Source organism: Olivibacter sp. SA151 (assembly GCF_054130995.1).
The window spans coordinates 3,418,844-3,440,372 of sequence record NZ_CP096391.1 but is presented as its reverse complement, the minus strand read 5'-3'; the positions used below and the strand labels follow the sequence as shown (position 1 = coordinate 3,440,372).

The 21,529-nt window shown below is 40.1% G+C and carries 16 protein-coding genes; 8 read left to right on the top strand and 8 right to left on the bottom strand.

All coding sequences use genetic code 11. The annotated features are described in order from the left end of the window. The first annotated feature begins 83 nt into the window (after positions 1-83). From hemF to M1D52_RS14215, 4 genes are all read left to right on the top strand, one after another. A complete protein-coding gene (hemF, locus tag M1D52_RS14230; protein WP_013666619.1) occupies positions 84-989 on the top strand; it encodes an oxygen-dependent coproporphyrinogen oxidase in 906 nt (301 codons plus the stop codon). A gap of 178 nt (positions 990-1,167) precedes the next feature. Beyond that, complete coding sequence (gene gyrA, locus M1D52_RS14225; protein ID WP_013666620.1) at positions 1,168-3,756, top strand: DNA gyrase subunit A; 2,589 nt, start codon at positions 1,168-1,170, stop codon at positions 3,754-3,756. A 170-nt stretch (positions 3,757-3,926) separates the two neighbouring features. Then, positions 3,927-5,048 (top strand): tetratricopeptide repeat protein, encoded by a 1,122-nt coding sequence (locus M1D52_RS14220; protein ID WP_013666621.1) that lies wholly within the window; start codon positions 3,927-3,929, stop codon positions 5,046-5,048. A 97-nt stretch (positions 5,049-5,145) separates the two neighbouring features. Further along, positions 5,146-6,333, top strand: a complete 1,188-nt coding sequence (locus tag M1D52_RS14215) for a tetratricopeptide repeat protein (protein WP_013666622.1) — start codon at positions 5,146-5,148, stop codon at positions 6,331-6,333. Between the two features lie 181 nt (positions 6,334-6,514). On the opposite strand, the gene M1D52_RS14210 is transcribed toward M1D52_RS14215, so the two are convergent. After that, positions 6,515-7,480, bottom strand: coding sequence for a KpsF/GutQ family sugar-phosphate isomerase (locus M1D52_RS14210; RefSeq protein ID WP_013666623.1), 966 nt, complete (start codon positions 7,478-7,480; stop codon positions 6,515-6,517). A 96-nt stretch (positions 7,481-7,576) separates the two neighbouring features. On the opposite strand from M1D52_RS14210, the gene recQ reads away from it, so the two are divergent. Further along, positions 7,577-9,766 (top strand): DNA helicase RecQ, encoded by a 2,190-nt coding sequence (recQ, locus tag M1D52_RS14205; protein WP_013666624.1) that lies wholly within the window; start codon positions 7,577-7,579, stop codon positions 9,764-9,766. Positions 9,767-9,908: 142 nt separating this feature from the next. Continuing rightward, the gene (gene kdsA, locus M1D52_RS14200) at positions 9,909-10,724 is read left to right on the top strand and encodes a 3-deoxy-8-phosphooctulonate synthase (RefSeq protein WP_130857784.1); all 816 of its coding nucleotides are present in this window, start codon (positions 9,909-9,911) and stop codon (positions 10,722-10,724) included. Here the strand turns inward: kdsA and M1D52_RS14195 are convergent, their stop codons facing one another. The 3 genes from M1D52_RS14195 to M1D52_RS14185 are packed head-to-tail and all read right to left on the bottom strand — an operon-like array spanning position 10,725 to position 14,074. Continuing rightward, on the bottom strand, positions 10,725-11,669 hold the full coding sequence (locus tag M1D52_RS14195) for a transglutaminase family protein (protein ID WP_437392844.1): 945 nt from the start codon (positions 11,667-11,669) through the stop codon (positions 10,725-10,727). It lies immediately after the preceding gene. A 10-nt stretch (positions 11,670-11,679) separates the two neighbouring features. After that, positions 11,680-12,615 (bottom strand): alpha-E domain-containing protein, encoded by a 936-nt coding sequence (locus M1D52_RS14190; RefSeq protein WP_013666627.1) that lies wholly within the window; start codon positions 12,613-12,615, stop codon positions 11,680-11,682. Between the two features lie 13 nt (positions 12,616-12,628). Continuing rightward, complete coding sequence (locus M1D52_RS14185; protein WP_013666628.1) at positions 12,629-14,074, bottom strand: circularly permuted type 2 ATP-grasp protein; 1,446 nt, start codon at positions 14,072-14,074, stop codon at positions 12,629-12,631. Between the two features lie 640 nt (positions 14,075-14,714). On the opposite strand from M1D52_RS14185, the gene M1D52_RS14180 reads away from it, so the two are divergent. Then, a complete protein-coding gene (locus tag M1D52_RS14180; protein WP_130857782.1) occupies positions 14,715-14,963 on the top strand; it encodes a hypothetical protein in 249 nt (82 codons plus the stop codon). Between the two features lie 519 nt (positions 14,964-15,482). Here the strand turns inward: M1D52_RS14180 and M1D52_RS14175 are convergent. From M1D52_RS14175 to M1D52_RS14160, 4 genes are all read right to left on the bottom strand, one after another. After that, positions 15,483-16,175 carry an SIR2 family NAD-dependent protein deacylase gene (locus M1D52_RS14175; protein ID WP_377609077.1) on the bottom strand — a complete coding sequence of 231 codons (693 nt, stop codon included), beginning with the start codon at positions 16,173-16,175 and terminating at the stop codon, positions 15,483-15,485. Between the two features lie 6 nt (positions 16,176-16,181). Continuing rightward, on the bottom strand, positions 16,182-16,787 hold the full coding sequence (locus M1D52_RS14170) for a DUF6580 family putative transport protein (protein WP_437360523.1): 606 nt from the start codon (positions 16,785-16,787) through the stop codon (positions 16,182-16,184). A 192-nt stretch (positions 16,788-16,979) separates the two neighbouring features. Then, a complete protein-coding gene (locus M1D52_RS14165; RefSeq protein ID WP_437360525.1) occupies positions 16,980-18,428 on the bottom strand; it encodes an alpha-L-fucosidase in 1,449 nt (482 codons plus the stop codon). An 11-nt stretch (positions 18,429-18,439) separates the two neighbouring features. Continuing rightward, positions 18,440-20,269: an alpha-L-fucosidase gene (locus M1D52_RS14160; RefSeq protein ID WP_437360526.1), complete on the bottom strand. Its 1,830-nt coding sequence runs from the start codon at positions 20,267-20,269 to the stop codon at positions 18,440-18,442. A gap of 123 nt (positions 20,270-20,392) precedes the next feature. On the opposite strand from M1D52_RS14160, the gene M1D52_RS14155 reads away from it, so the two are divergent. Then, entirely contained in the window at positions 20,393-21,511 is a 1,119-nt protein-coding gene (locus tag M1D52_RS14155) for an AI-2E family transporter (protein ID WP_130857777.1), read from the top strand. The last annotated feature ends 18 nt before the right edge of the window (positions 21,512-21,529 follow it).

The following is a 21,529-nucleotide window of genomic DNA, read 5'->3' as shown; positions in this document are numbered from 1 at the left end:
GCATTTATAAATGTGATGAACGATGCCATATCCAATAGCGTTTATTGTGGCGTAATAGAAAGCTAAATCCTTATCTTTGCCGCATGTTTAGTAAAGAAGAAATTGTCGCTTCCTACCAACAGATTCAAGATACTATCTGTAAGGGCTTAGAGGAAGCGGATGGGAAAGCGTTTTTTGAAGAAGAACGTTGGACACGAGAGGGTGGGGGTGGCGGACGCACCCGCATCATACAGGATGGAAACGTAATCGAACGGGGAGGAGTGAATTTCTCCGCGGTGCACGGTAAGTTGCCGGAGAAAATAAAGGCTGCTTTTGATGTGCAGGAAGACGATTTTTTTGCAACGGGTGTTTCTATTGTCATTCATCCCAAAAATCCTTGGGTTCCTATTATCCATATGAATATCCGTTACTTCGAACTAAATGAGCAAACAAGGTGGTTTGGAGGGGGGATAGACCTAACACCGCATTATGTGATTCCCGAAGATGCTGCGTTTTTTCATAAACGATTAAAAGATATCTGTGATCAATTTCAAACGGATTTTTATGCTCGGTTCAAAAAATGGGCAGATGATTATTTCTTTATAAAGCACCGCAATGAAACACGTGGTATTGGTGGCATTTTCTATGATCGTTTGCAACCCGATAATAGCAAGCTAAGCTATGATCAACTCTTCGAATTTTCCAAAAGACTCGGCGAAGGTTTCGTACCTATTTATGCGGAACTGATCAAACGAAATCAAAACAAAGCTTTTACCCCAAACGAAAAAGATTGGCAGTTTATCCGGAGAAGCAGGTATGTTGAGTTTAACTTAGTGTATGATTCCGGTACCAAGTTTGGTTTGGAGACCAATGGACGGATTGAATCTATTCTTATGAGTTTACCACCTCAGGCAAATTGGGTTTACAATCTCCAGCCAAAGACAGGTTCCGAAGAGGAGAAAACACTACGGCTTTTAAAAAAGGATATTGACTGGGTAGGAAGCCATTAGTAGCATGGCAATAGGAAAGAAAGGAATGCCACTTACCAAATACAAGGCGAGACGGAATAAACGGAAAAACGGCAATCTTCGTTATTGACACCCCCGTGTCACGGTGGTCAATTCTCAAAGATTTTTATTATTTTCGCAAGCACTAAAGCGAAACTTTTTTTTAACGGACTAAACAAGTATGGCTGACGAAACAGAAAATGACGATAATTTGGTGCCGGCTAACGACCGGATCATACCTATTAGTATAGAAGAGGAAATGAAATCTGCCTACATCGATTACTCGATGTCGGTTATTGTTTCAAGAGCCCTACCAGATGTTCGGGACGGCTTGAAACCCGTCCATAGAAGGGTTTTATATGGGATGTTGGACTTAGGGGTTACCAGTGGAAAACCTTATAAAAAATCAGCTCGTATTGTAGGGGATGTATTGGGTAAGTATCACCCACATGGCGACTCGTCTGTTTATGATACAATGGTACGGATGGCCCAGGAGTGGAGTCTCCGTTATCCACTGGTAGACGGCCAGGGAAACTTTGGATCCATTGACGGAGATAGCCCCGCAGCGATGCGTTATACGGAAGCCAGGTTAAAGCGGATTGCCGAGGAAATGCTGGCTGATATAAATAAAGATACCATTGATTACCAATTAAACTTTGACGATTCGCTTCAGGAACCAACGGTTCTGCCGACCAAAATTCCGAATCTATTGGTGAATGGTGCATCAGGTATTGCTGTTGGTATGGCAACCAATATGGCACCTCACAATCTGAGCGAGGTAATTGATGGGACAGTCGCTTACATTGACAATCGTGACATTACCGTTGCCGAGCTTATGCAGCATATTAAAGCGCCTGATTTTCCTACGGGAGGCGTTATATACGGCTATGCAGGAGTACAAGATGCCTTCGAAACGGGGAGAGGACGAGTTGTCATGCGCGCTAAGGCGGAGATAGAGGTTTCCAAGAACGATAAAGAAACCATTATCGTAACCGAAATTCCTTACCAGGTTAACAAAGCGGAAATGATTAAACGGACCGCAGATCTTGTTAACGAGAAAAAAATTGAAGGAATATCTGCTATCCGGGATGAATCGGATAGAGATGGTATGCGCATCGTGTATGATATAAAAAGAGATGCAAATGCCTCTATTGTATTAAATAATCTTTTCAAATATACTGCCTTACAGACTTCCTTTAGTGTAAACAATATAGCACTGGTGCACGGGCGACCGATGTTGTTGAATCTTAAAGATATGATTCATCATTTCGTAGAGCATCGTCATGAAGTGATTATACGGCGTACCAAATTCGAGCTGGCTGAAGCCGAGAAACGGGCACATATATTAGAGGGTTTATTGATTGCTCTTGACCATTTGGACGAAGTTATCCAATTGATACGTTCTTCCGAAACACCGGAAGATGCACGCGTTGGTTTAATGGAAAAATTCGGTTTATCTGATATCCAAGCGCGAGCAATCCTTGATATGACGCTCAGAAGGTTAACCGGACTGGAACGTGACAAAATCAAAGAGGAATATGCGGAATTGATGAAAACCATTGAGTATTTGAAATCCGTACTGGCGGATGAAGGACTGAGAATGAAAATCATCAAGGACGAATTGCTGGAAGTCAAAGAGAAATTTGGTGACGAACGTCGTTCGCAGATTGTACACTCCGCAGAAGATATGCGGATGGAAGATTTTATCGATGATGAGGAAATCGTGATCACCATATCACATGAGGGGTACGTGAAGCGTACACCATTAACGGAATACCGCTTGCAGGCGAGGGGAGGAAAGGGCTCTTTGGGGTCTACAACGAAGGAAGAGGATTTTACGGAGCATATCATTACTGCTTCTGCCCATAACTACATGCTCTTTTTTACTGAGGCAGGTCGTTGTTTCTGGTTGCGGGCATTCGAAATCCCGGAAGGTACCCGTACGTCTAGAGGAAGAGCGATACAGAATATCATCAATATCCCGAAAGAAGAGAAAATTAAAGCCTATATCAAGGTGAAAAATTTGAAAGATCAGGATTATCTGGAGAATAATTTCATCATTATGTGTACAAAAGGCGGCACTATTAAAAAGACATCATTAGAAGCGTACTCGCGGCCAAGAGCAAATGGTATTAACGCTATCAATATTAATGAGGGTGATCAACTTTTGGAGGCATGTTTGACAAACGGTAACAGTGAAATCGTAATGGCGTTAAAATCAGGCCGAGCTATTCGCTTTAATGAGTCGACGGTGCGTCCAATGGGAAGAACAGCTACGGGCGTGCGTGGCGTAACGCTTGCGGGGCCGGATGATGAAGTTGTTGGCATGATTAGTGTTAATACAAATGATGCGACGATATTGGTTGTTTCTGAAAAGGGTTACGGAAAGCGGACGGATATTGACGATTATCGCGTAACAAATAGAGGCGGTAAGGGGGTTAAGACCCTTAATGTAACTGAAAAGACAGGGCTGCTGGTGGCGATCAAGGATGTGACCGATAATGACGACTTAATGATTATTAATCGGTCTGGAATTGTAATTCGTATTGCAGTTAGTCAGCTTCGCGTGATGGGAAGAGCTACGCAAGGTGTTCGCTTGATTAATTTGAAAGAGAATGATCAGATTGCATCCATTACAAAAGTTGACCACGATGAAGTAGAAGGTCTTGATGTCACAGAAACTAGTGTAGGGAATGATGCGTCGACAGAAAACGAGGGAGAAGTCGATAATTCTACAAGCGATAAAGGCCAAGACGAGACAAACGAATAGGCCTGTTTAGCGAGGTTTCAGGTAATATGGAATAACATATTGCCTGAAATTGAAGTGTTTAGTGACGGATAAGTGAGAAAGGATAACCAAGGCAAATGTAAACCTTAAATTTGAGTAGCGGCAAACATCCTGATTGACAAGCGATGCGAGCCTTAAAAAAGAACATATTAATGAAAAGTGATCTATATAAACATATCATCACTAGTACTGTGCTACTTGTTCTCTTCTGTACGCAACTGAGCTGGGCTCAGTCTAACCTTAAAGAGGGGAACAATAATTTTGCCCGGTATACGAAATCGGGCGATATTAAGGATTTGTTAGAGGCCAGAAAGTTTGCTGATCTTGCTTATAAAGAACGTAGAGATTCTGCTTCTTATAATAACACCTTGCTAAGGGGGCTTGTTTACAGCAGCTTGGCAGTAGCTGATTCAAACCGAACACAGAAGTATGTGAAAGACCCCATTGAAGAAGCCGAGTTCATGCTAAGCAGGTTGAATGATGAACAGCTGAATTACGAAAATGAGGCACAGATCAATTATTTGAAAAAACGGTTGGCGGCTGCTTATTTGATCCGAGCCAACCGTGCGCTGACGAATAATAATTACGAAGAGGCTTATGATCTTTTTGAAAAGGTCAATGCCTATAACAGTACGCCGAATACAAGACATAATTTGGCTTTATTAAGTGAGCGTTTGGATCGGCCGGATGACGCTGTTAAGTTATACAGTGATTTTATTGAGAATAAGTCATCTGCTAAACCTAGCTATATTCTGACTTTGGCTAAAATACATCTAAATAAAGGCGATAATAATGCCGCACAAAATGTATTACTGAAAGGACGGGAATATTTTCCTACCAATAAGGATATTCTTTTTGCTTTATTGAATCTTTATGCTGGTAACGGTGCTTATGATGCCATTGTAGCATTAGCCGATGAGGCGATTGCTATGGAGCCCGAAAGCGTTAATCTGAACTATCTGATCGGGTATGCTTATGAAATTACGGGCGACCGCGAGAAGGCCGAAAGTTATTATAAGCGGACTTTAGAGCTTGACCCCGATGATTATAATAGCAATTATGAGCTCGGTTTGCTGTATTTAAGAGATTTTGTAAAAGACCCCTCCGATTTGGAAAAGCAGTATGAAGCGCAACAATATTTATTAAAAGCAAACGAAATAGACCCGAATGCTGTTAATGCTTTAAAGTCTTTAGCTGTGCTATTTGATAAATCAGGAAACAGTGTTCAGCTCGAACGGGTGAACAGTCAGTTGAATCAAATGAATATGAACTAAAGCTTATTGCCTAATGAAGCGCCTAAAATAAGCTGACCTGGGAAGAGGCTTTGAAGCTTAACAAATAATAATCACTAAGAACACAAATTATAGAAAAATGAAAATTAAATCAATTTTATTAGCTACACTTTTATTGGGCTCAACCGTTGCCTTTGCGCAGAAAGGAGAGCTTAATAAAGCAAAAAGTAAATACAGTTCATTTGCTACCCTTACCGGTGGTGCTGTGGAGAATGTGCCGGAATTGGCAATGAAAGAACTGGGTGAAGCTAAGGAAGCTATTGATAAAGCCGCCGCGCATGAAAAGACGAAGGATTTGCCGGAAACATGGACTTACTTGGCTTTGATCAACTCAGAGTATGCCATGATCAATCAAAAGTCAGGAAAGGCGGCAGAAGGGGAGGCCTCTTATAAGGCAGCGGGTGATGCTTTCTTAAAAGCAAAGAGTTTAAACGAAGGAAGTGATGATAAGGAATTGAAGGGAAATATGGACAGAGCAGGAAGCTTATTGGCCAATTACGAAATAGGTAACGGTGTAAAAGCATTTGAAACAAATGATTTTGCTTCTGCTTACACAGCCTTTAACAATGGATTGAAATATATGCCGGGGGATTCTATTTTAACTTTATATGCCGGTATTGCTGCTCAAAATAATCAACAATACGATGATGCGATCAGTAAATTTAAGACGTTAATTCCAAAAAGCTCGGATGCTTACCTCAATTTATCAGATGCATACCTAAAGAAAGGCGATACAGCATCGGCGGTTAAATACATCGATGAGGCAGCTACGAAGTTTCCGGATAGTGCAAAGATTATCAATCAGAAAATTGTGTTGAATATCACTACCGGCAATAGCGAGAAAGTAATTAAGGATATTGAATCTCAAATGGCTGCGGATCCGTCCAATGGGGAGCTTCCTTTCTTCTTAGGTTATGCATACGAATCCACAAAACAGCCTGATAAAGCATTGGAAGCGTATAAGAAAGGTATTGAAGCGAAACCGGATGACGCGCGTAACTATGGTGCAGCGGCAGCTATTATTTTAAATAAGGCACGTGATATATACAACGCAGCCAGCAGCATTCCAACAAATAAAGAGGCGGAATACAAAGCCAAATTACAAGAAGCCTATACTTTAGCTGATACAGCGGTACCTTATTTGGAAAAGGCTACTACGCTAGATCCAAAAACGAAAGGTTATTGGGAAAATATGCGTTTTTATTACCAGTTAAAAGGTGATGAGGCTAAAACGAAGGAAATTACGGATAAATTAAATGCGCTTTAAGAAGCTGCATTAATCACAAGAAAAGCTGTTCCCCATCAGGAACAGCTTTTTTTGTGATTAATGTATCAAGTATCAGGACACCTGCCTACCGGCAGGCAGGCAAGTATCAGGTATCAGGACTTCCTATCTTATGTCTTACGTCCGATGTCTAACATCGCGTAATTCATCACTCATCTACAAACTAAATAATCCCCTCATTCAAAAGATCATGTAAATGGACAATACCATCATATTGATTATTGCGGACTACCAGTAATTGGGTGATATGATTGTTTCGCATCATATTGAGCGCATGAACGGCCAGCTCATCGTATTGAATCACCTTGGGGTTATTGCCCATGATATCTTCGGCCTTTAATTTCCCGATATCCTGATTCGACTCGAGCATTCTACGGATATCGCCATCGGTGATAATCCCACTTATTTTTTTATCGTTCACGACGGCAACAGCACCTAATCGATTCTTGGTTATTTCCACCAGGACAGCTTTAATAGGCGTATCACTTTTCACCTCGGGCTTTGCATTCTGGCGCGCTAAATCGGTTACTTTGAGATATAAGCGTTTCCCTAGCGCACCCCCCGGATGATACTTAGCAAAGTCGTCATTTGTGAAAGATCGACATTCCAGAAGACAAATAGCGAGCGCATCGCCCATAGCCAGCTGGGCTGTTGTGCTGGTAGTTGGTGCCAGGTTCAAGGGACAGGCCTCTCTGGACACGGTCGTGTCCAGTATAAAATCGGCTTGTTCAGCCAAATATGATTTTGTATTTCCAACCATTGCGATTATCTTTGCGTTGGAATTTTTAAGCAGTGGTACAAGCACTTTAATTTCCGGAGTATTTCCGCTCTTAGAGATGGCTATTACAATATCTTCTTGTTGTAGCATCCCTAAATCTCCGTGAATGGCGTCTGCCGCATGCATGAAAATTGCCGGTGTTCCTGTAGAGTTCATGGTGGCAACAATTTTCTGTGCGATGATAGCACTTTTACCTATTCCTGTAATAATTACGCGGCCCTTTATATCGAGTATGGCATGTACGGTGTTGATAAAATCTTCGTTGATATTTTTTGTCAGTTTACTGATCGCTTCGGCTTCTAATGTAAGTGCGGAAATGGCAATATTTTCAATGTCGGATTTGGTTTTCACGGATATTTTTTATTAATTTTAGTAAGAATTAAGGCAAATTTATGTTATTTTAAACATTAATAGACATAAGCCTTTCTTTAATTTTTCGGAAGGACAATGGAGATAGAAAAAACATTATTTGACAATTTGCAGAATTTTTTTGGTTTTGATACTTTCAAGGGAGATCAAGAGGCGATAATAACCAATATTCTGCAAAAGAAGGACACGTTTGTAATAATGCCAACCGGTGGCGGAAAATCAATATGTTATCAGTTACCGGCGTTAATGAGTGAGGGAACCGCTGTTGTTATATCCCCATTGATTGCACTGATGAAGAATCAAGTAGATCAATTAAGGGCATTTGGAGGTGCAGATAGCATTGCTCATTTTCTAAATTCATCGCTCAATAAAAGTGAAATTACAAGGGTTAAACAGGATGTACTGGATGGGAAGACAAAACTTCTATACGTAGCACCTGAATCCCTCGCAAAAACAGACAATATCGAATTCCTGAAATTAATTACCGTTTCGTTTGTTGCTGTCGACGAGGCACACTGTATTTCGGAGTGGGGACATGATTTCAGACCTGAGTATCGCAAGATAAGGCAGGTAATCAACGGGATAGGGGAGAATATCCCGATTATTGCTTTGACGGCTACAGCCACCCCTAAGGTACAATCTGATATACGGAAAAATTTGCAAATGAATGATGCGACCTTATTCAAGTCCTCATTCAATCGGCCTAATTTATATTACGAGGTACGACCTAAGAAAAATGTCGTTAAGGAAATTGTAAAATTTATAAAAAATAACCCTTCCAAATCCGGTATCATCTATTGTTTAAGTCGTAAAAAGGTGGAAGAGATCGCCGAAGTGCTTAATATTAATGGTATTTCCGCTCTTCCTTATCACGCGGGTTTGGATGCAAAGACAAGAGCTGAGACACAAGATAAATTCCTGATGGAGGATGTCGAAGTTATTGTAGCAACCATTGCTTTTGGTATGGGAATTGACAAGCCAGACGTCCGTTATGTTATTCACCATGATATTCCAAAAAGCATGGAAGGTTATTACCAAGAGACAGGCCGTGCCGGACGCGACGGGGGGGAAGGCGTTTGTATTGCCTTTTATTCGGAAAAGGATATCGAAAAATTAACTAAATTCATGAAGGATAAGCCGGTTTCTGAAAGGGAAATCGGTACCCAAATATTGAAGGAGGTGATCGATTACTCCGAATCCTCTGTGTGTAGGAGAAAGCAGATATTACATTACTTTGGCGAGAACTTCAATGAGGCCGGCTGCAATAACATGTGCGATAATTGTAATAGCCATCGTACGCAATTTGATGCTGAAGAATCGTTGCATAAGACTTTATCCTTTATCAAAGAACAGGGAGAAAAATTTGATGACTTTCATATTACGAATGTGATGATCGGTCAAAATAACCAGCCTGTGTCTTCTTACAAACATGATATTCATCCTTTTTTTGGTACCGGAAAAGAGCAAGGGGTGATCTATTGGAAGTCTTTGCTTAGGCAGGCGGTATTGAATAACTATTTATACAAGGATATTGACAATTATGGATTGCTAAAGTTAACCAAAACGGGGGCAGACTATATTGAAAACCCCTATAGTGTTAAGTTTTACTTGAATAATCCAATGGAGAAAGCAGACGAAGAAGGGGATGAGACACCGGCTCAGAGTGGGGGTGCTTTGGATACACAGCTCTTGCAGATGCTTAAGGACCTGCGAAAGAAAATTGCAAAAAGTAAGGGACTTCCTCCATTCGTTATTTTTCAAGATCCATCGCTGGAAGAAATGTGTACGCATTATCCGATAACTTTAGACGAATTGAAACAGATCCATGGAGTAGGGGCGGGAAAGGCTGCTAAATTCGGGAGTCAGTTTGTTTCGCTAATCAAAAACTATGTTGAGGAGAATGATATTGATCGTCCGGTAGACCTGGTTATTAAAGGAACGGCTAATAAGTCGGCTTTAAAGGTTTCCATTATTCAAAATATTGATAGAAAGATCGGCTTGGATGATATTGCTTCTGCTAAAGGGCTGTCATACGAAGATGTATTAAAGGAGGTGGAATCCATTGTTAATTCGGGCACCAAATTGAATTTAAACTACTTTATCGATGAAATGATTGATCTTGACCGTCAAGATGAGGTTTTCGACTATTTCCGTACAGCTGAAGTTGACTCTATTGACGTAGCACTAAAGGATTTGGGAACCGAAGACTATACTTTTGAGGAAATACAACTCATGCGAATTAAATTTATGTCTGAGTTGGGGAATTAGCCGATAGTTAAAAGTCGAGTGGTTGAATAGTAGATTGATATAGTTAGCGAATAAGGATTAGCCTCGTGCGAGCTTACAGCTTATAGCCTACAGCTAGCTTGCGTCTTGTGCAACTGACAACTTAAAACTTAAAACGAAAGAAATGACAATAAACACAATAGCTGGGATCAAGCATACGGATTCCGGCAATTTTTTTCTAATGGCAGGCCCATGCGCCATCGAAGGAGAAGACATGGCTTTGTCGATAGCAGACAAAATTGTAGGCATTACTGACAAACTGAAAATTCCTTATATTTTCAAAGGCTCCTATAGAAAGGCAAACCGTTCCAAATCTGATTCTTTCACAGGAATAGGTGATGAAAAGGCACTAAAAATCCTAAAAAAGGTACGGGATACGTTTGGCGTTCCGGTTGTTACTGATATTCATGAAACGCATGAGGCCGCGATGGCCGCCGAGTATGTGGATGTCTTGCAAATTCCTGCTTTTCTATGTAGACAAACGGAATTGTTAGTCGCTGCCGGAAAAACGGGTAAAGTGGTTAATATTAAAAAAGGACAGTTTTTATCAGCTGATTCCATGCGGTTTGCGGTTGACAAGGTTATCGAAACCGGTAATCAACAAGTAATATTAACTGATAGAGGGAATACCTTTGGCTATCAGGATTTGATTGTAGATTTCAGAGGAATCCCTACAATGCGATCGTTTAACGTTCCCGTAGTGATGGATTGTACGCATTCATTGCAACAGCCGAATCAAGCATCCGGCGTAACGGGAGGAAAGCCGGAACTGATTGGCACCATAGCCAAAGCGGCCGTAGCGGTAGGCGCCGATGGCTTATTTATTGAAACGCATCCCGATCCTGCTAACGCTAAGTCGGATGGAGCTAATATGCTGCACCTGAATTATCTGGAAGATTTGTTAATACAACTGACCCGAATCAGGGAGGCGATTAGGTAGCTATTGTTGTTGCTGGTTTCCCATCAAGTTGGTATCTTCATAGCCGGCTATAAACAGGGGATCGCGTCTTTTTACTGCGTTCGTTTGCTCGAATAGCTTTCCGTCTTCATAGTGAATGGATACGCGAACGGAAAGCGATTGATGGCAATTACCACGGAAAGTGCCTTTAACCGGTGAGCAATCTTTGAAGTTTCTTCCTATTGCTAATTTAACGTGATAATTGGTTACCCATGTGTTGTTGGTTGGGTCAATACCGGCCCATCCAAACTGTGGTATATAAGCTTCAACCCAAGCATGGGTTGCACCTTCACCGCGCATCCCGGTTTTGTTTGGACAGATGTAGCCACTTACATATCGGGAAGGGATCTTTAAAGTTCTTAAGATTTGAAGCATTACGTGCGCAAAATCTTGACAAACGCCTGCTTTGTGCTGTAATATTTCGTCTACAGTCGTCTCAATGTCCGTAATACCCTGAACATATTTGAAATGTTTAAAAATGTAACTGCTGCATCGTTCGATGGTTTCAGCAACACTTAAACCTTCGTTTGTCAATTTAATTATAATCCCGTCGATAAGGTGTTGATTCCGTATTTTTTCCGGTTTTGTCAGTTCAATTAAATTCAAATTGTTAGTTGTTTCATGATGGAGTTGCTCAAAACCGCTATGAAAATTTACCTGAATCAGATTCGATGAAGTGGTGCGAACTGTTAACTGATTTTCGATAATAAGCTCCTGATGCGGATGTAGGATTGAAAAAGTAGCGACTTTATTTTTCCAATAATCTGTATAAATATGAAGGATCGGGGAGAAGCTGATGTTGAGTTCCTGATTCAACAGCTCTTGCTCTTTGCAGATGAAAGGAAAGATCCGTATCTCATTAATGCTCTCAATAACCGGATTTTCGTAGGTGTACCTGGTGATATGGGAAATGGTGTATATTGCCATGATGAATCTTTTAATAGGAAAAAAATAACAGTTTGAGTTTGGCGTTGAAGTCTTGTAGCTTACGTTTAAGCTCTAAAAAGAAAGATTGGATATCCGTGGATGGTAGCGATGCCGGATCCATAAAGCGTATGCGACTGTGAATTCGGCCGAAACTTCGTAACAGTTCAGGTACTTCAGGATTGGTGTTTTCCTTCACAAGTACGGCTAACGATCGTTCAATCTGATTTAGGCAATACAATACCGAATGTGGAAAATCCGCATTAAAGATGACCTGATGGAGAATTTGTTGATTGTGTTTGGTGCTTCGATAGGTTTTTAGATATGCTTCATAACCCGCAAGAGATAAGAGGAGAAATCTCCAACTGGTGATATCAAGTTCCTTGTATAAATCGTAGTTATGAAGCGCACATTGTTTATCGGTTAATATAAGAGTTTCGATTCCTCTTTCAACAAATTTGCCGAGCTTCATCACGTTCCATCCGATTCCTCTTTGCATCGTTACATCTGCAACACCTGCATACATCATGCTGTGCTTTAAAAATAAATCGATAATCTCCAACGCGTCTGCACTAGCAAGTTTTAGTTTTACGAAAGGCCGGTTGATAAGATGATAAATGGAATTAACTTCTTCCCAAACTTCTCGAGTAATATGGTCTTGTATGCCACGGGCATTTTCACGTGCTTTTTGAATGATGTTCTTCGCGGAATTTTCGTTGTTGTTATCTAACAGCAAATAATGAAGTGCCGCATAGGTGTCGTTTTCAAATACCTGAGCCTTATCCTCCGGTAAATCAGTATATACCTGCAAAATCGGTTTCCATGTTCCACTGTTGATGTTCTTATCTAAAGAATAGATATAATGAGTTCTGGCAACACGAAGCATTTCTTCAACGCGCTCCATATATCTACTTAACCAGAATAATGAATCTGCAATGCGACTTAACATATCGGATGATTAATTAGTCAATAATCCACGTGTCTTTACTACCTCCACCTTGCGACGAATTTACAACAAGCGACCCTTCCGTTAAGGCAACGCGAGTCAAGCCTCCGGGAACTAATTTGATTCCCTGTGGACCGTATAAGGCATAAGGGCGAAGGTCGACATGGCGAGGTTGAATCTTGCCATTAATAAAACATGGAACCGTACTTAATTGAATAATGGGCTGGGCAACATAATTGCGGGGATTTTTTTCAATCTCGCTTTTGGCTTTTAGCCATTCTCGTTCGCTGATCGCGTTTCCCATAATCATACCATAGCCGCCCGATTGATTGGTGTTTTTTATAACGAGGTTATCTATATTTGAAATAGCATATTTAAGCACTTCCGGATCACTGAGCTGATAGGTAGGAATGTTGTTTAATATCGGCTCTTCATTCAGGTAATATTTAATCATTTCGGGGACATAAGCATATACTGCTTTGTCGTCGGCTACGCCGTTTCCCACAGCATTGACGATAGCCACATTGCCTTTCCTGTAAGTACTCAGTAAACCAGGCACGCCAAGTAAGCTGTCTTGCTTGAATACGAGGGGGTCCAAAAACTCGTCATCCACTCTTCGATAGATGACATTTACCTGTTTAAGACCTTTGGTCGTTTTCGTGTATACTTTATGATTATCGACTACCAAATCCCGGCCTTCTACAAGATCAACGCCCATTTGTTTTGCCAGGAAGGTGTGTTCGTAATAAGCCGAATTAAAAATCCCAGGTGTTAATATAACTATATATGGATCAGATACTTGAGAAGAAATCAAGTTAAGTAAAACTTCATGTAAGAGCGTAGGGTAGTGGGTAACGCTCCGAACATTCGATGAGGATAAAATATCAGGAAAAATTCGCTTCGTTACTTCACGGTTTTCTAACATGTAGCTCACCCCGGAAGGCGTACGAAGATTGTCTTCCAATACATAAAATTTGCCATCGCTTCCGCGTATCAAATCGATCCCGGAAATGTGAACATAGATATCGTAAGGGACCCTGATACCGTAAGCTTCTCTGGTATAATGTGGGCAACTGGCAATTAGCTCCGCAGGAACGATACCGTCACGTAATATCTGTTGTTCATGATAAATATCCTTTAGAAATAGATTTAGCACTTTTAAACGCTGAATAATGCCCTTTTCAATTTCTTCCCATTCAGCACCCGTGATAATCCTGGGGATAATATCAAAAGGAAAGATGCGCTCAATTCCTTCATTATTGTTGTAAACTGTAAAAGTAATGCCTTGATTTAAGAACAATTCTCCCGCTAAACGATGCCGATTGCTCATGCTATCCACGTCAAGGTTCTTAAGCATCGAGAAAACATGACTATATTGATGACGGATGTTTTTAGAGTCATACATCTCATCCCAAGTATTTTCATGATACACATATTCGTTCAGAAAATGATCATTTGACATATATTCTTATTTTTTTGCTAATTTTAAGCAAATAAAATCGCATTTGCAATAAAAATATATCAATATAAGCCGAAAAAAATTGAAATAATTTCAAAATATCATTTTTCTTACGTTTTTCATTTAAAAATTAAACTAAAAAATATGTAAAAAAAGCAAATATACATGCAGAATTGATATTGTATTGTTTTACTTATTTAAAATCATTAAAACACAATAGATAATAATAAAATATTTCTACTATATCACATTATTTTGGCATAAAAGCAATTATACATTTTATTTAAGCAATGTAAAATATGCACAAAATAATAAAAATGCTTTTATAGTAGGAATTTTAGTTGTATCTGGTATGTGAGGAATAGTAACTGCCTGCAATTTATGATATATTTATCGGCCTGATTTTCCGACCACACTTCATAAGTAATCACAGATTTTTGTAAGGTTATCAACAGCTTTATTTGTTAGCACATATTTAGCCATTTTCTCTTTATCAGAGTAAACATTAAAAGGCAAACTATTTTATCTTATAATTTATATTATGTTAAATAGAAAGTTTTCCCCTCTCCCCATATTAACATATGGTTGGTATTTTGTAACTTTGGCCTAGTTAAACTAAGCTTCTATATTTTCACGGATTCTTATGAGAGCAATTGCCGAACTTCCGCATAAAGAATGCAAAATCAGCATCTTTTCCATGAATCAAAAGTTTATTATTAAATTTGAGCAAGGTTCTCTTGAACAAGTTTACAAGATTACTGAAATGGATGTTACGGACGGCGTAAACGGTGTTTTTCAAATACTGGATGAAGAATTTGTGCAGGCTATCGTTGCACGCTTTGCTACTATGCGTGCAGATTTTAAAAAGGCTTATGAACGTCATGAATATTAGCTATAAACGATAAGCTATATTTTGTGACTCTCTGTAGGATTTTCTTCTTGATAGCCTCAGATCATCCTTTCTGCTCCTATCCTTCCTCAATTTCTTCTTTTCTTTACTATGTCAAATTCATTAATAAGCAGCTTGTTATGATTTGTTTTTGATTGAAACCGAATTATATTTTGCTTTCTTTGCGATCAAGGGCTAACATCTTCGATCTTTACGGTATCAACTCTTTATATAAAAGATGTTAAATATATTATTTTCAGGTAAATATAGTTGTAAATAAAATATTATTTGGTGATCAATTATAAGCTTTAAGCCATATGCTCTAAGCTGTAAGCTATGGCCACTCAACTATTCTACTACTCAACTATTTAACCACACCTAGCAATTTATCAACCACCTTGGGGACTAAGTCTATTTATAGGCTTTAAGCCATATGCTTTAAGCCGTAAGCTTAAGCTATATGCTCAAAGCCGTAAGCTTATGGTCTACTCAACTATTCTACTACTCAACTATTTAACTCAACTATTTAACCACACTGAGCAATTGATCGACCACCTTCGGGACGCCGATACTAGCTTTCGCTGCAACACTTTGAATTTCTGAATCCACTCGATTAAGTTGTTGAGCCTCGGGATCGATTAAAATCTTTTGTGCATAATGAGGAGGGAAATTTATCAGACCTGCCGCCGGGTATACTTGTAGCGATGTACCTACAATCAGGAGGATATCAGCCTTTCGGCATTCATCAATAGCCGTTTGCATCATTGGAACGGGTTCGCCAAACCAAACGACATGAGGTCTTAGTTGGGAACCCCTGGCGCAACGATCCCCCATTTTTATCTCTGTTCCCTGTATGTCATAAATCAATGATGGATCAAGAGAAGATTGTGCTTTTGTGATTATTCCATGGAGATGGATAACATGTTTTGATCCTGCCCGCTCATGCAAGTCATCAATGTTCTGGGTAATTATGGTGACCTGAAATTTGCTTTCTAATTTGACAAGGGCTTGATGAGCCGCATTGGGTTTTGCATCCAGCACGGCTTTTCTCCTGATATTATAAAAATGTTGTACTAATTCGGGGTCTTTTCGCCAAGCTTCGGGAGTAGCGACGTCTTCTACTTTATATCCTTCCCATAAACCATCCTCACCGCGAAAGGTCTTCAATCCACTTTCCGCCGATATACCTGCTCCCGTGAATACGACAACCTTCATGCCTGATTATTTGTAGTTTGGCTTGCTTATGCTTAGTTCATGAGGTACGGCAAGAAGAGGGAAATGTTTTTTCGCCCATTCAAATCCTCCGTAGAGAATAATTCCATAAGCTAAATTGCCCAGCAATAGATTCTTTTCAAATGGAATGGCTTTAATGTAACAATCGATAAAGCCCTGGGCGTTTAAGGGATATATTTGACCACTTATCCAGACACCAAAATTAGTGACAATCCAATGGATTAACACCGAAGCTATGGCCGCTCCGAAAACACGCAAGGTCGTCACTTTTTTTATTAGGCTACCAATAAATACCATAAGTGCGAAAGCAATATACACGTACACAATGCCCTCATAAAATAAAGTGATTTTTCCGTAATAACCATAATTAACGATGATATCGGAAATAAAAAGTGTTAACAGGGGTGTAAAATAAGCAGCCCACCTATTGCGAAAATAAGTTCCTGCAAACAAGGCGGTAGCTCCAATGGGTGTGAAATTGGCCCAGTCTCCAAATTTACCTACATTAAGAATCCGCAAAAGCGCAGTGCTAACGATGATTAAAATGAGCATGGCATTCCGTGTGTTGACTCTGCCGGTTTCGCTTGTGTTCATACTTGAATTATTTGTCTACAAACTTAACTAAAATGCGTGTTATTTACTAATTTAGTTGATCAAGACGTAGGTGTCAAGTACCAGGATGTAGGTGTCAAGATGTAAGTATCAAGTATCAGACATAGGAAATCTTAGCTCTTGTGTCTCTCATCTTATGTCCCATGTTCTATGTCTCTTATCCTATGTCTCTTATCACAAATAAACATATCCGATCTTAATCATGCTCGCATAGTCGTCCGACTGCAAATTTCTCGCTGTTTGTGGAATCTCAATTTGAATATGCTTATCAACAATCTTCCAGCGAAGCTTGACTTTTGAACCTACCAGGCTTATATCATGTAGTTTGGCGTCCTCTTTTAATGGCAATTCCAATTTAGCGGGTAAGTTCTCCCCTCCCTCTTTGTGTAAAACAAAAGCATAAACGGTATTTTCCTCCCTATTTTGTGTAAAAAAAATATTGCCGATTGAATAAGGAGCAATACTATGCGAAGCATAAATGCCTTCTCCGTATTTATTTATCCATTTTCCGATCTCCTTTAAACGCTGATAGGCTATAGGATCCCAGTCTCCTTTGGGCCCGGGAGCTATGTTGAGTAGGTAGTTCCCCCCTCTGGATACTATTTTTATTAGATTGTGCACGATTTCTCTCGCCGGCTTATATTGATCGTTCGGAACATAGCTGAATGAGTTGCCCATGGTCATGCATGATTCCCAGGGAATATCGAGCGGCTTGTTGGGGATCGACTGTTCCGGTGTGACATAATTTTCATATTCACCTGGGACAGTTCTATCTACGATAATAATGCCCGGTTGTTTTTTGCGCGCCATGTTAGCGATTCTTGGCATGTCTATGTCCTGTTCTGTTTTAATGCCTCGTTGCCATTCGACGGTAGTATCTACAGTCGCTAATGGTCGCACCCACCCCCCGTCTAACCATAGGATGTCAATTTTACCATAGTCAGTCATTAACTCGCTAATCTGGTTGTAAGTAAAGTCTTTGAATTGCTGCCAGCGATCCGGATACTTTTTTGGGTCATAGTTGACATTTCTATCTTTTGGCGGGAAATAAGGCCACCAATAATACGGTGTATGCCAATCAGGTTTGGAAAAGTAGGCTCCTATTTTGAACTGATCTTGTCGAAAAGCGTTAAAAATCTCTTTGGCTACATTGGCACGAGGGTTACCTGAAAAAGGTGATTTGCTATCGGTAATCTTATAATCACTTTGCTTTGTGTCAAACATGGCAAAACCATCATGATGCTTGGTGGTGAATACCATGTACTTCATGCCAGCTTCCTTCGCCGCCAGAGCCCATTTTCCGGGATTGAAGTCAATCGGATTAAACTGTTTCTGTAAATCTTCGTAGGCCTTAACATATTCATAATAATTGGCTGCATGTGGGCCCCGACGTTGCGTCCACCCTTCGTCTTCGGGACAAAGGCTCCAACTTTCAACAATTCCCCATTGACTATAAGTGCCCCAATGCATAAAAAGGCCAAATTTCAATTCTTGCCATTCAGACAGGTTTTTCACGACCAATGGATCTTTCGGCTTAATATAATTGGCCGATGTGTTATGTTCCTGGCCGATAGCCTGGGTTCCGAAGTATAAACTCAGTAACCCCACTAAAAATTTTTTCATATTATATGATATTACAAGTTATTTTCAATAGCACCAACATTTTCTCGGTAAAGATCTAATGGTCCGTCCAACAACAGCGCAATAACTGTCATTTGCGGATCTAGACGATCTTCCGGTACGGGTATATAGGTTATCCCTGGTACTTTGCTCCAATATAATTTGTTGTAAATCAGTGGTGTTAATAAAGTGCCCTCGCCCACAATTCGCGCACGTTGTATTGTGTTTCTAAGTCCTTTAATAGCTATAGGGCCGGTTGGTTTGCCTTCAATAAACAAAAATAAGGTTTGTTTATCTTCCGATAAAGCACTAAGTCCGGTATAGTGCCCTTCCGGAAGGCCGCTCTTCGCATGATACAGCGCTTCGGCATGCTTCGTTATCCAAGCTTGCAAAGAAGGGTTTTCAGGTAAACGATAATTGTATCCATCTGCTGCTAACTGGCTGTTATCAAAAAGATTATTGCCTGCATTGATGTTGTTGATAATTGTGTGAATCTGCTGGCCTAAACTTGTTTCAGGGCGTTGTAAATTCTCGTGAGCGATTTTGTTCAGTTGCGGCGTACTAAGCTTCAATGTTTCAGCAAGTTGAACGGCTACAACAGTAGCATCCTTGTCTTCCGCAGCGGCCGGGATGTCAATAGCTAGTTGTTGCCCCTGCTCTTGGAAAGAAATATTTCCTTGGTGGCCTAAAACGCACACGGTGTTTACTTTAGACGTTAAGCCATTGATATATATTGTTTTATTGTCCTTTTTCTCGAGAAATAAGTAAATTGTTTTATTGTCTTTCGATAAAGCGGATTTTCCTATGAAATGACCGTGCGGCAACCCTTCTCGGGTTCCGTAAATGGCTTCCTCGTTTTTTTGTGTCCACCGACCAAGATCTTTCAAAATGGCAATTTGTTCAGTCGGGATACGGCCATCCGCCTGTGGGCCGATATCCAAGAGTAGGTTCCCTCCCATACTAATGCAATCAATCAAGGTTCGGATAATCATATTCGATGATTTATAATGCCGGTCGTACGGCTGATAACCCCAAGAATCGTTCATGGTATAGCATAATTCCCAATACGGATTGGATGGTTTAAGCACGGGTACGCCTTGTTCGGGGGTGTCATAATCGCCATGGCCTGTTAATCGTGCATTGACTATAATATTTGGATTGTGTCTTCGAAGATTTGCTAATATGCTTTCAGCTTGCCATTCGCCGGCACTATGCTCCCAATCGCCATCAAACCATAATAAATCCGGGTCGAAGCGATCGGAAAGCTCTTCCAGTTGGCCCATCATGTAGTTTTGATATCGTTGCCATCGGTTTGGGTCGTCTTTTAAGTTGTATCGCTTTCTGAGGCGAGTGAAGACATCATAATCGTCTTGGCTCCAGTCGGGCAAAGAAAAATAAATTCCTGATTTGATCCCTTTTCTTTTCAGCGCCTTTAAAAAAGGACTGAGCACGTCACGTTTAGCCGCACCATGCTTCTCAATCGTAATAGCCTTATCAACCTTACTGTCCCATAATGCTACACCATCGTGATGTTTAGAAGTGATAACGGCATACTTAGCACCGCTGAGAGAAATGAGATCTACCCACTCTTCCGGCTTGTAGTTTGATGCCGTAAAGCCCTGCAATTGCCGCATATAGGCTTCATGATTTAAATAATTATTGAAAAAAGACCATGATTCGGAAATACCATTTACCGAATAGATTCCCCAATGGATAAATATACCCAATTTGGCATCCTTAAACCATTCCATTTTTTGCTGATTGGTTGTTTGCTTTTCCTGCGCAGATGTGGAAAGAAAAAGAAAGCACGCTAAAAGCTTAACGACTATATATTTTATTGGCATAAGTTGTGGTTAGATTTTAATTTTTTTGATAAAGATAATCTATTTATCATTTTAGGCAAAGAAATTGTATCACGGATTTAAAAATACGTTAACTTTATTTTTATTTACTCCTATGTACATTATATGAAAACAGTTGTACTCCCTTTTTATGTTAAACTGGCCTGCGTCTTATTGAGTATCCTATTATTGGGCTACCTGGCGATTTTAGGACATACCATTTTGGCTCCATTGATCTTTGGATTTTTATGCTCGGTTTTGCTGTTGCCGCTGGCTAATCTTCTGGAACGCAATTTTCAAATGCCTCGTTCCGTATCTTCTTTGTTATCATCCATCGCGCTGGTCATACTCATTGGTGCGGTGTTCACCTTGTTAGGTACTCAGCTTTCGTCTTTGGCAAATGATTGGCCGGCTTTTAAGCAACAGCTCTTGAAATCAGCAGCTGACCTGCAGTTTTGGATTTCCGATACCTTTCATGTAAACAACAAAGCACAGATTGACTATATCAATCAAGCTGCTTCAAAATCACTTAGTACCGGGACTACCTTGCTGAGCAAAACATTGATGTCCTTATCGTCACTGTTTTTACTGTTGCTATTCTCTTTTCTTTATACATTTTTTATTCTTTTTCATAGAAGGTTGATTGTTAGGTTTTTAGTGAATTCATTTAAAGAAAATCATAGCCCTGTTGTGTATGAAATTGTCTACCAGATCCAGTATATTATAAAACGTTATGTCGTGGGACTTTTTTTACAAATGCTGATAGTCACTATTCTGGCGTGCTTGGCATTTTACTTTATTGGCGTAAAGTACAGCTTCCTCCTAGGGTTGATTACAGGCATTTTCAATATTATTCCCTATGTGGGGATTTTTACCGCCTTAGTGATCACGGTTCTAATCACTTTTGCTACCTCGACAGCGACGAATGTCCTTTTTGTTGTGATCGCATTGGTCGTTATTCATGCAGTAGATGGAAATTACATTATGCCGAAAATCGTTGGCTCGAAAGTGCAAATTAATACCTTGATTGCCCTAATTGGTCTCGTGCTGGGCGAAATGCTTTGGGGAATTACCGGGATGTTTTTATCAATACCCATCATTGCCATTATGAAAGTGGTTTTTGATAGAATACCGGAGCTTAAGCCTTGGGGCATGTTGTTAGGAGACGAAAGCAGTGAAGAAGGTAGTTATATGAAGATCCCCAAGCGAACACGAAAGCAAAAAATAGAGAATCTGTTAGATTGAGTAAATGGGATGTCATAT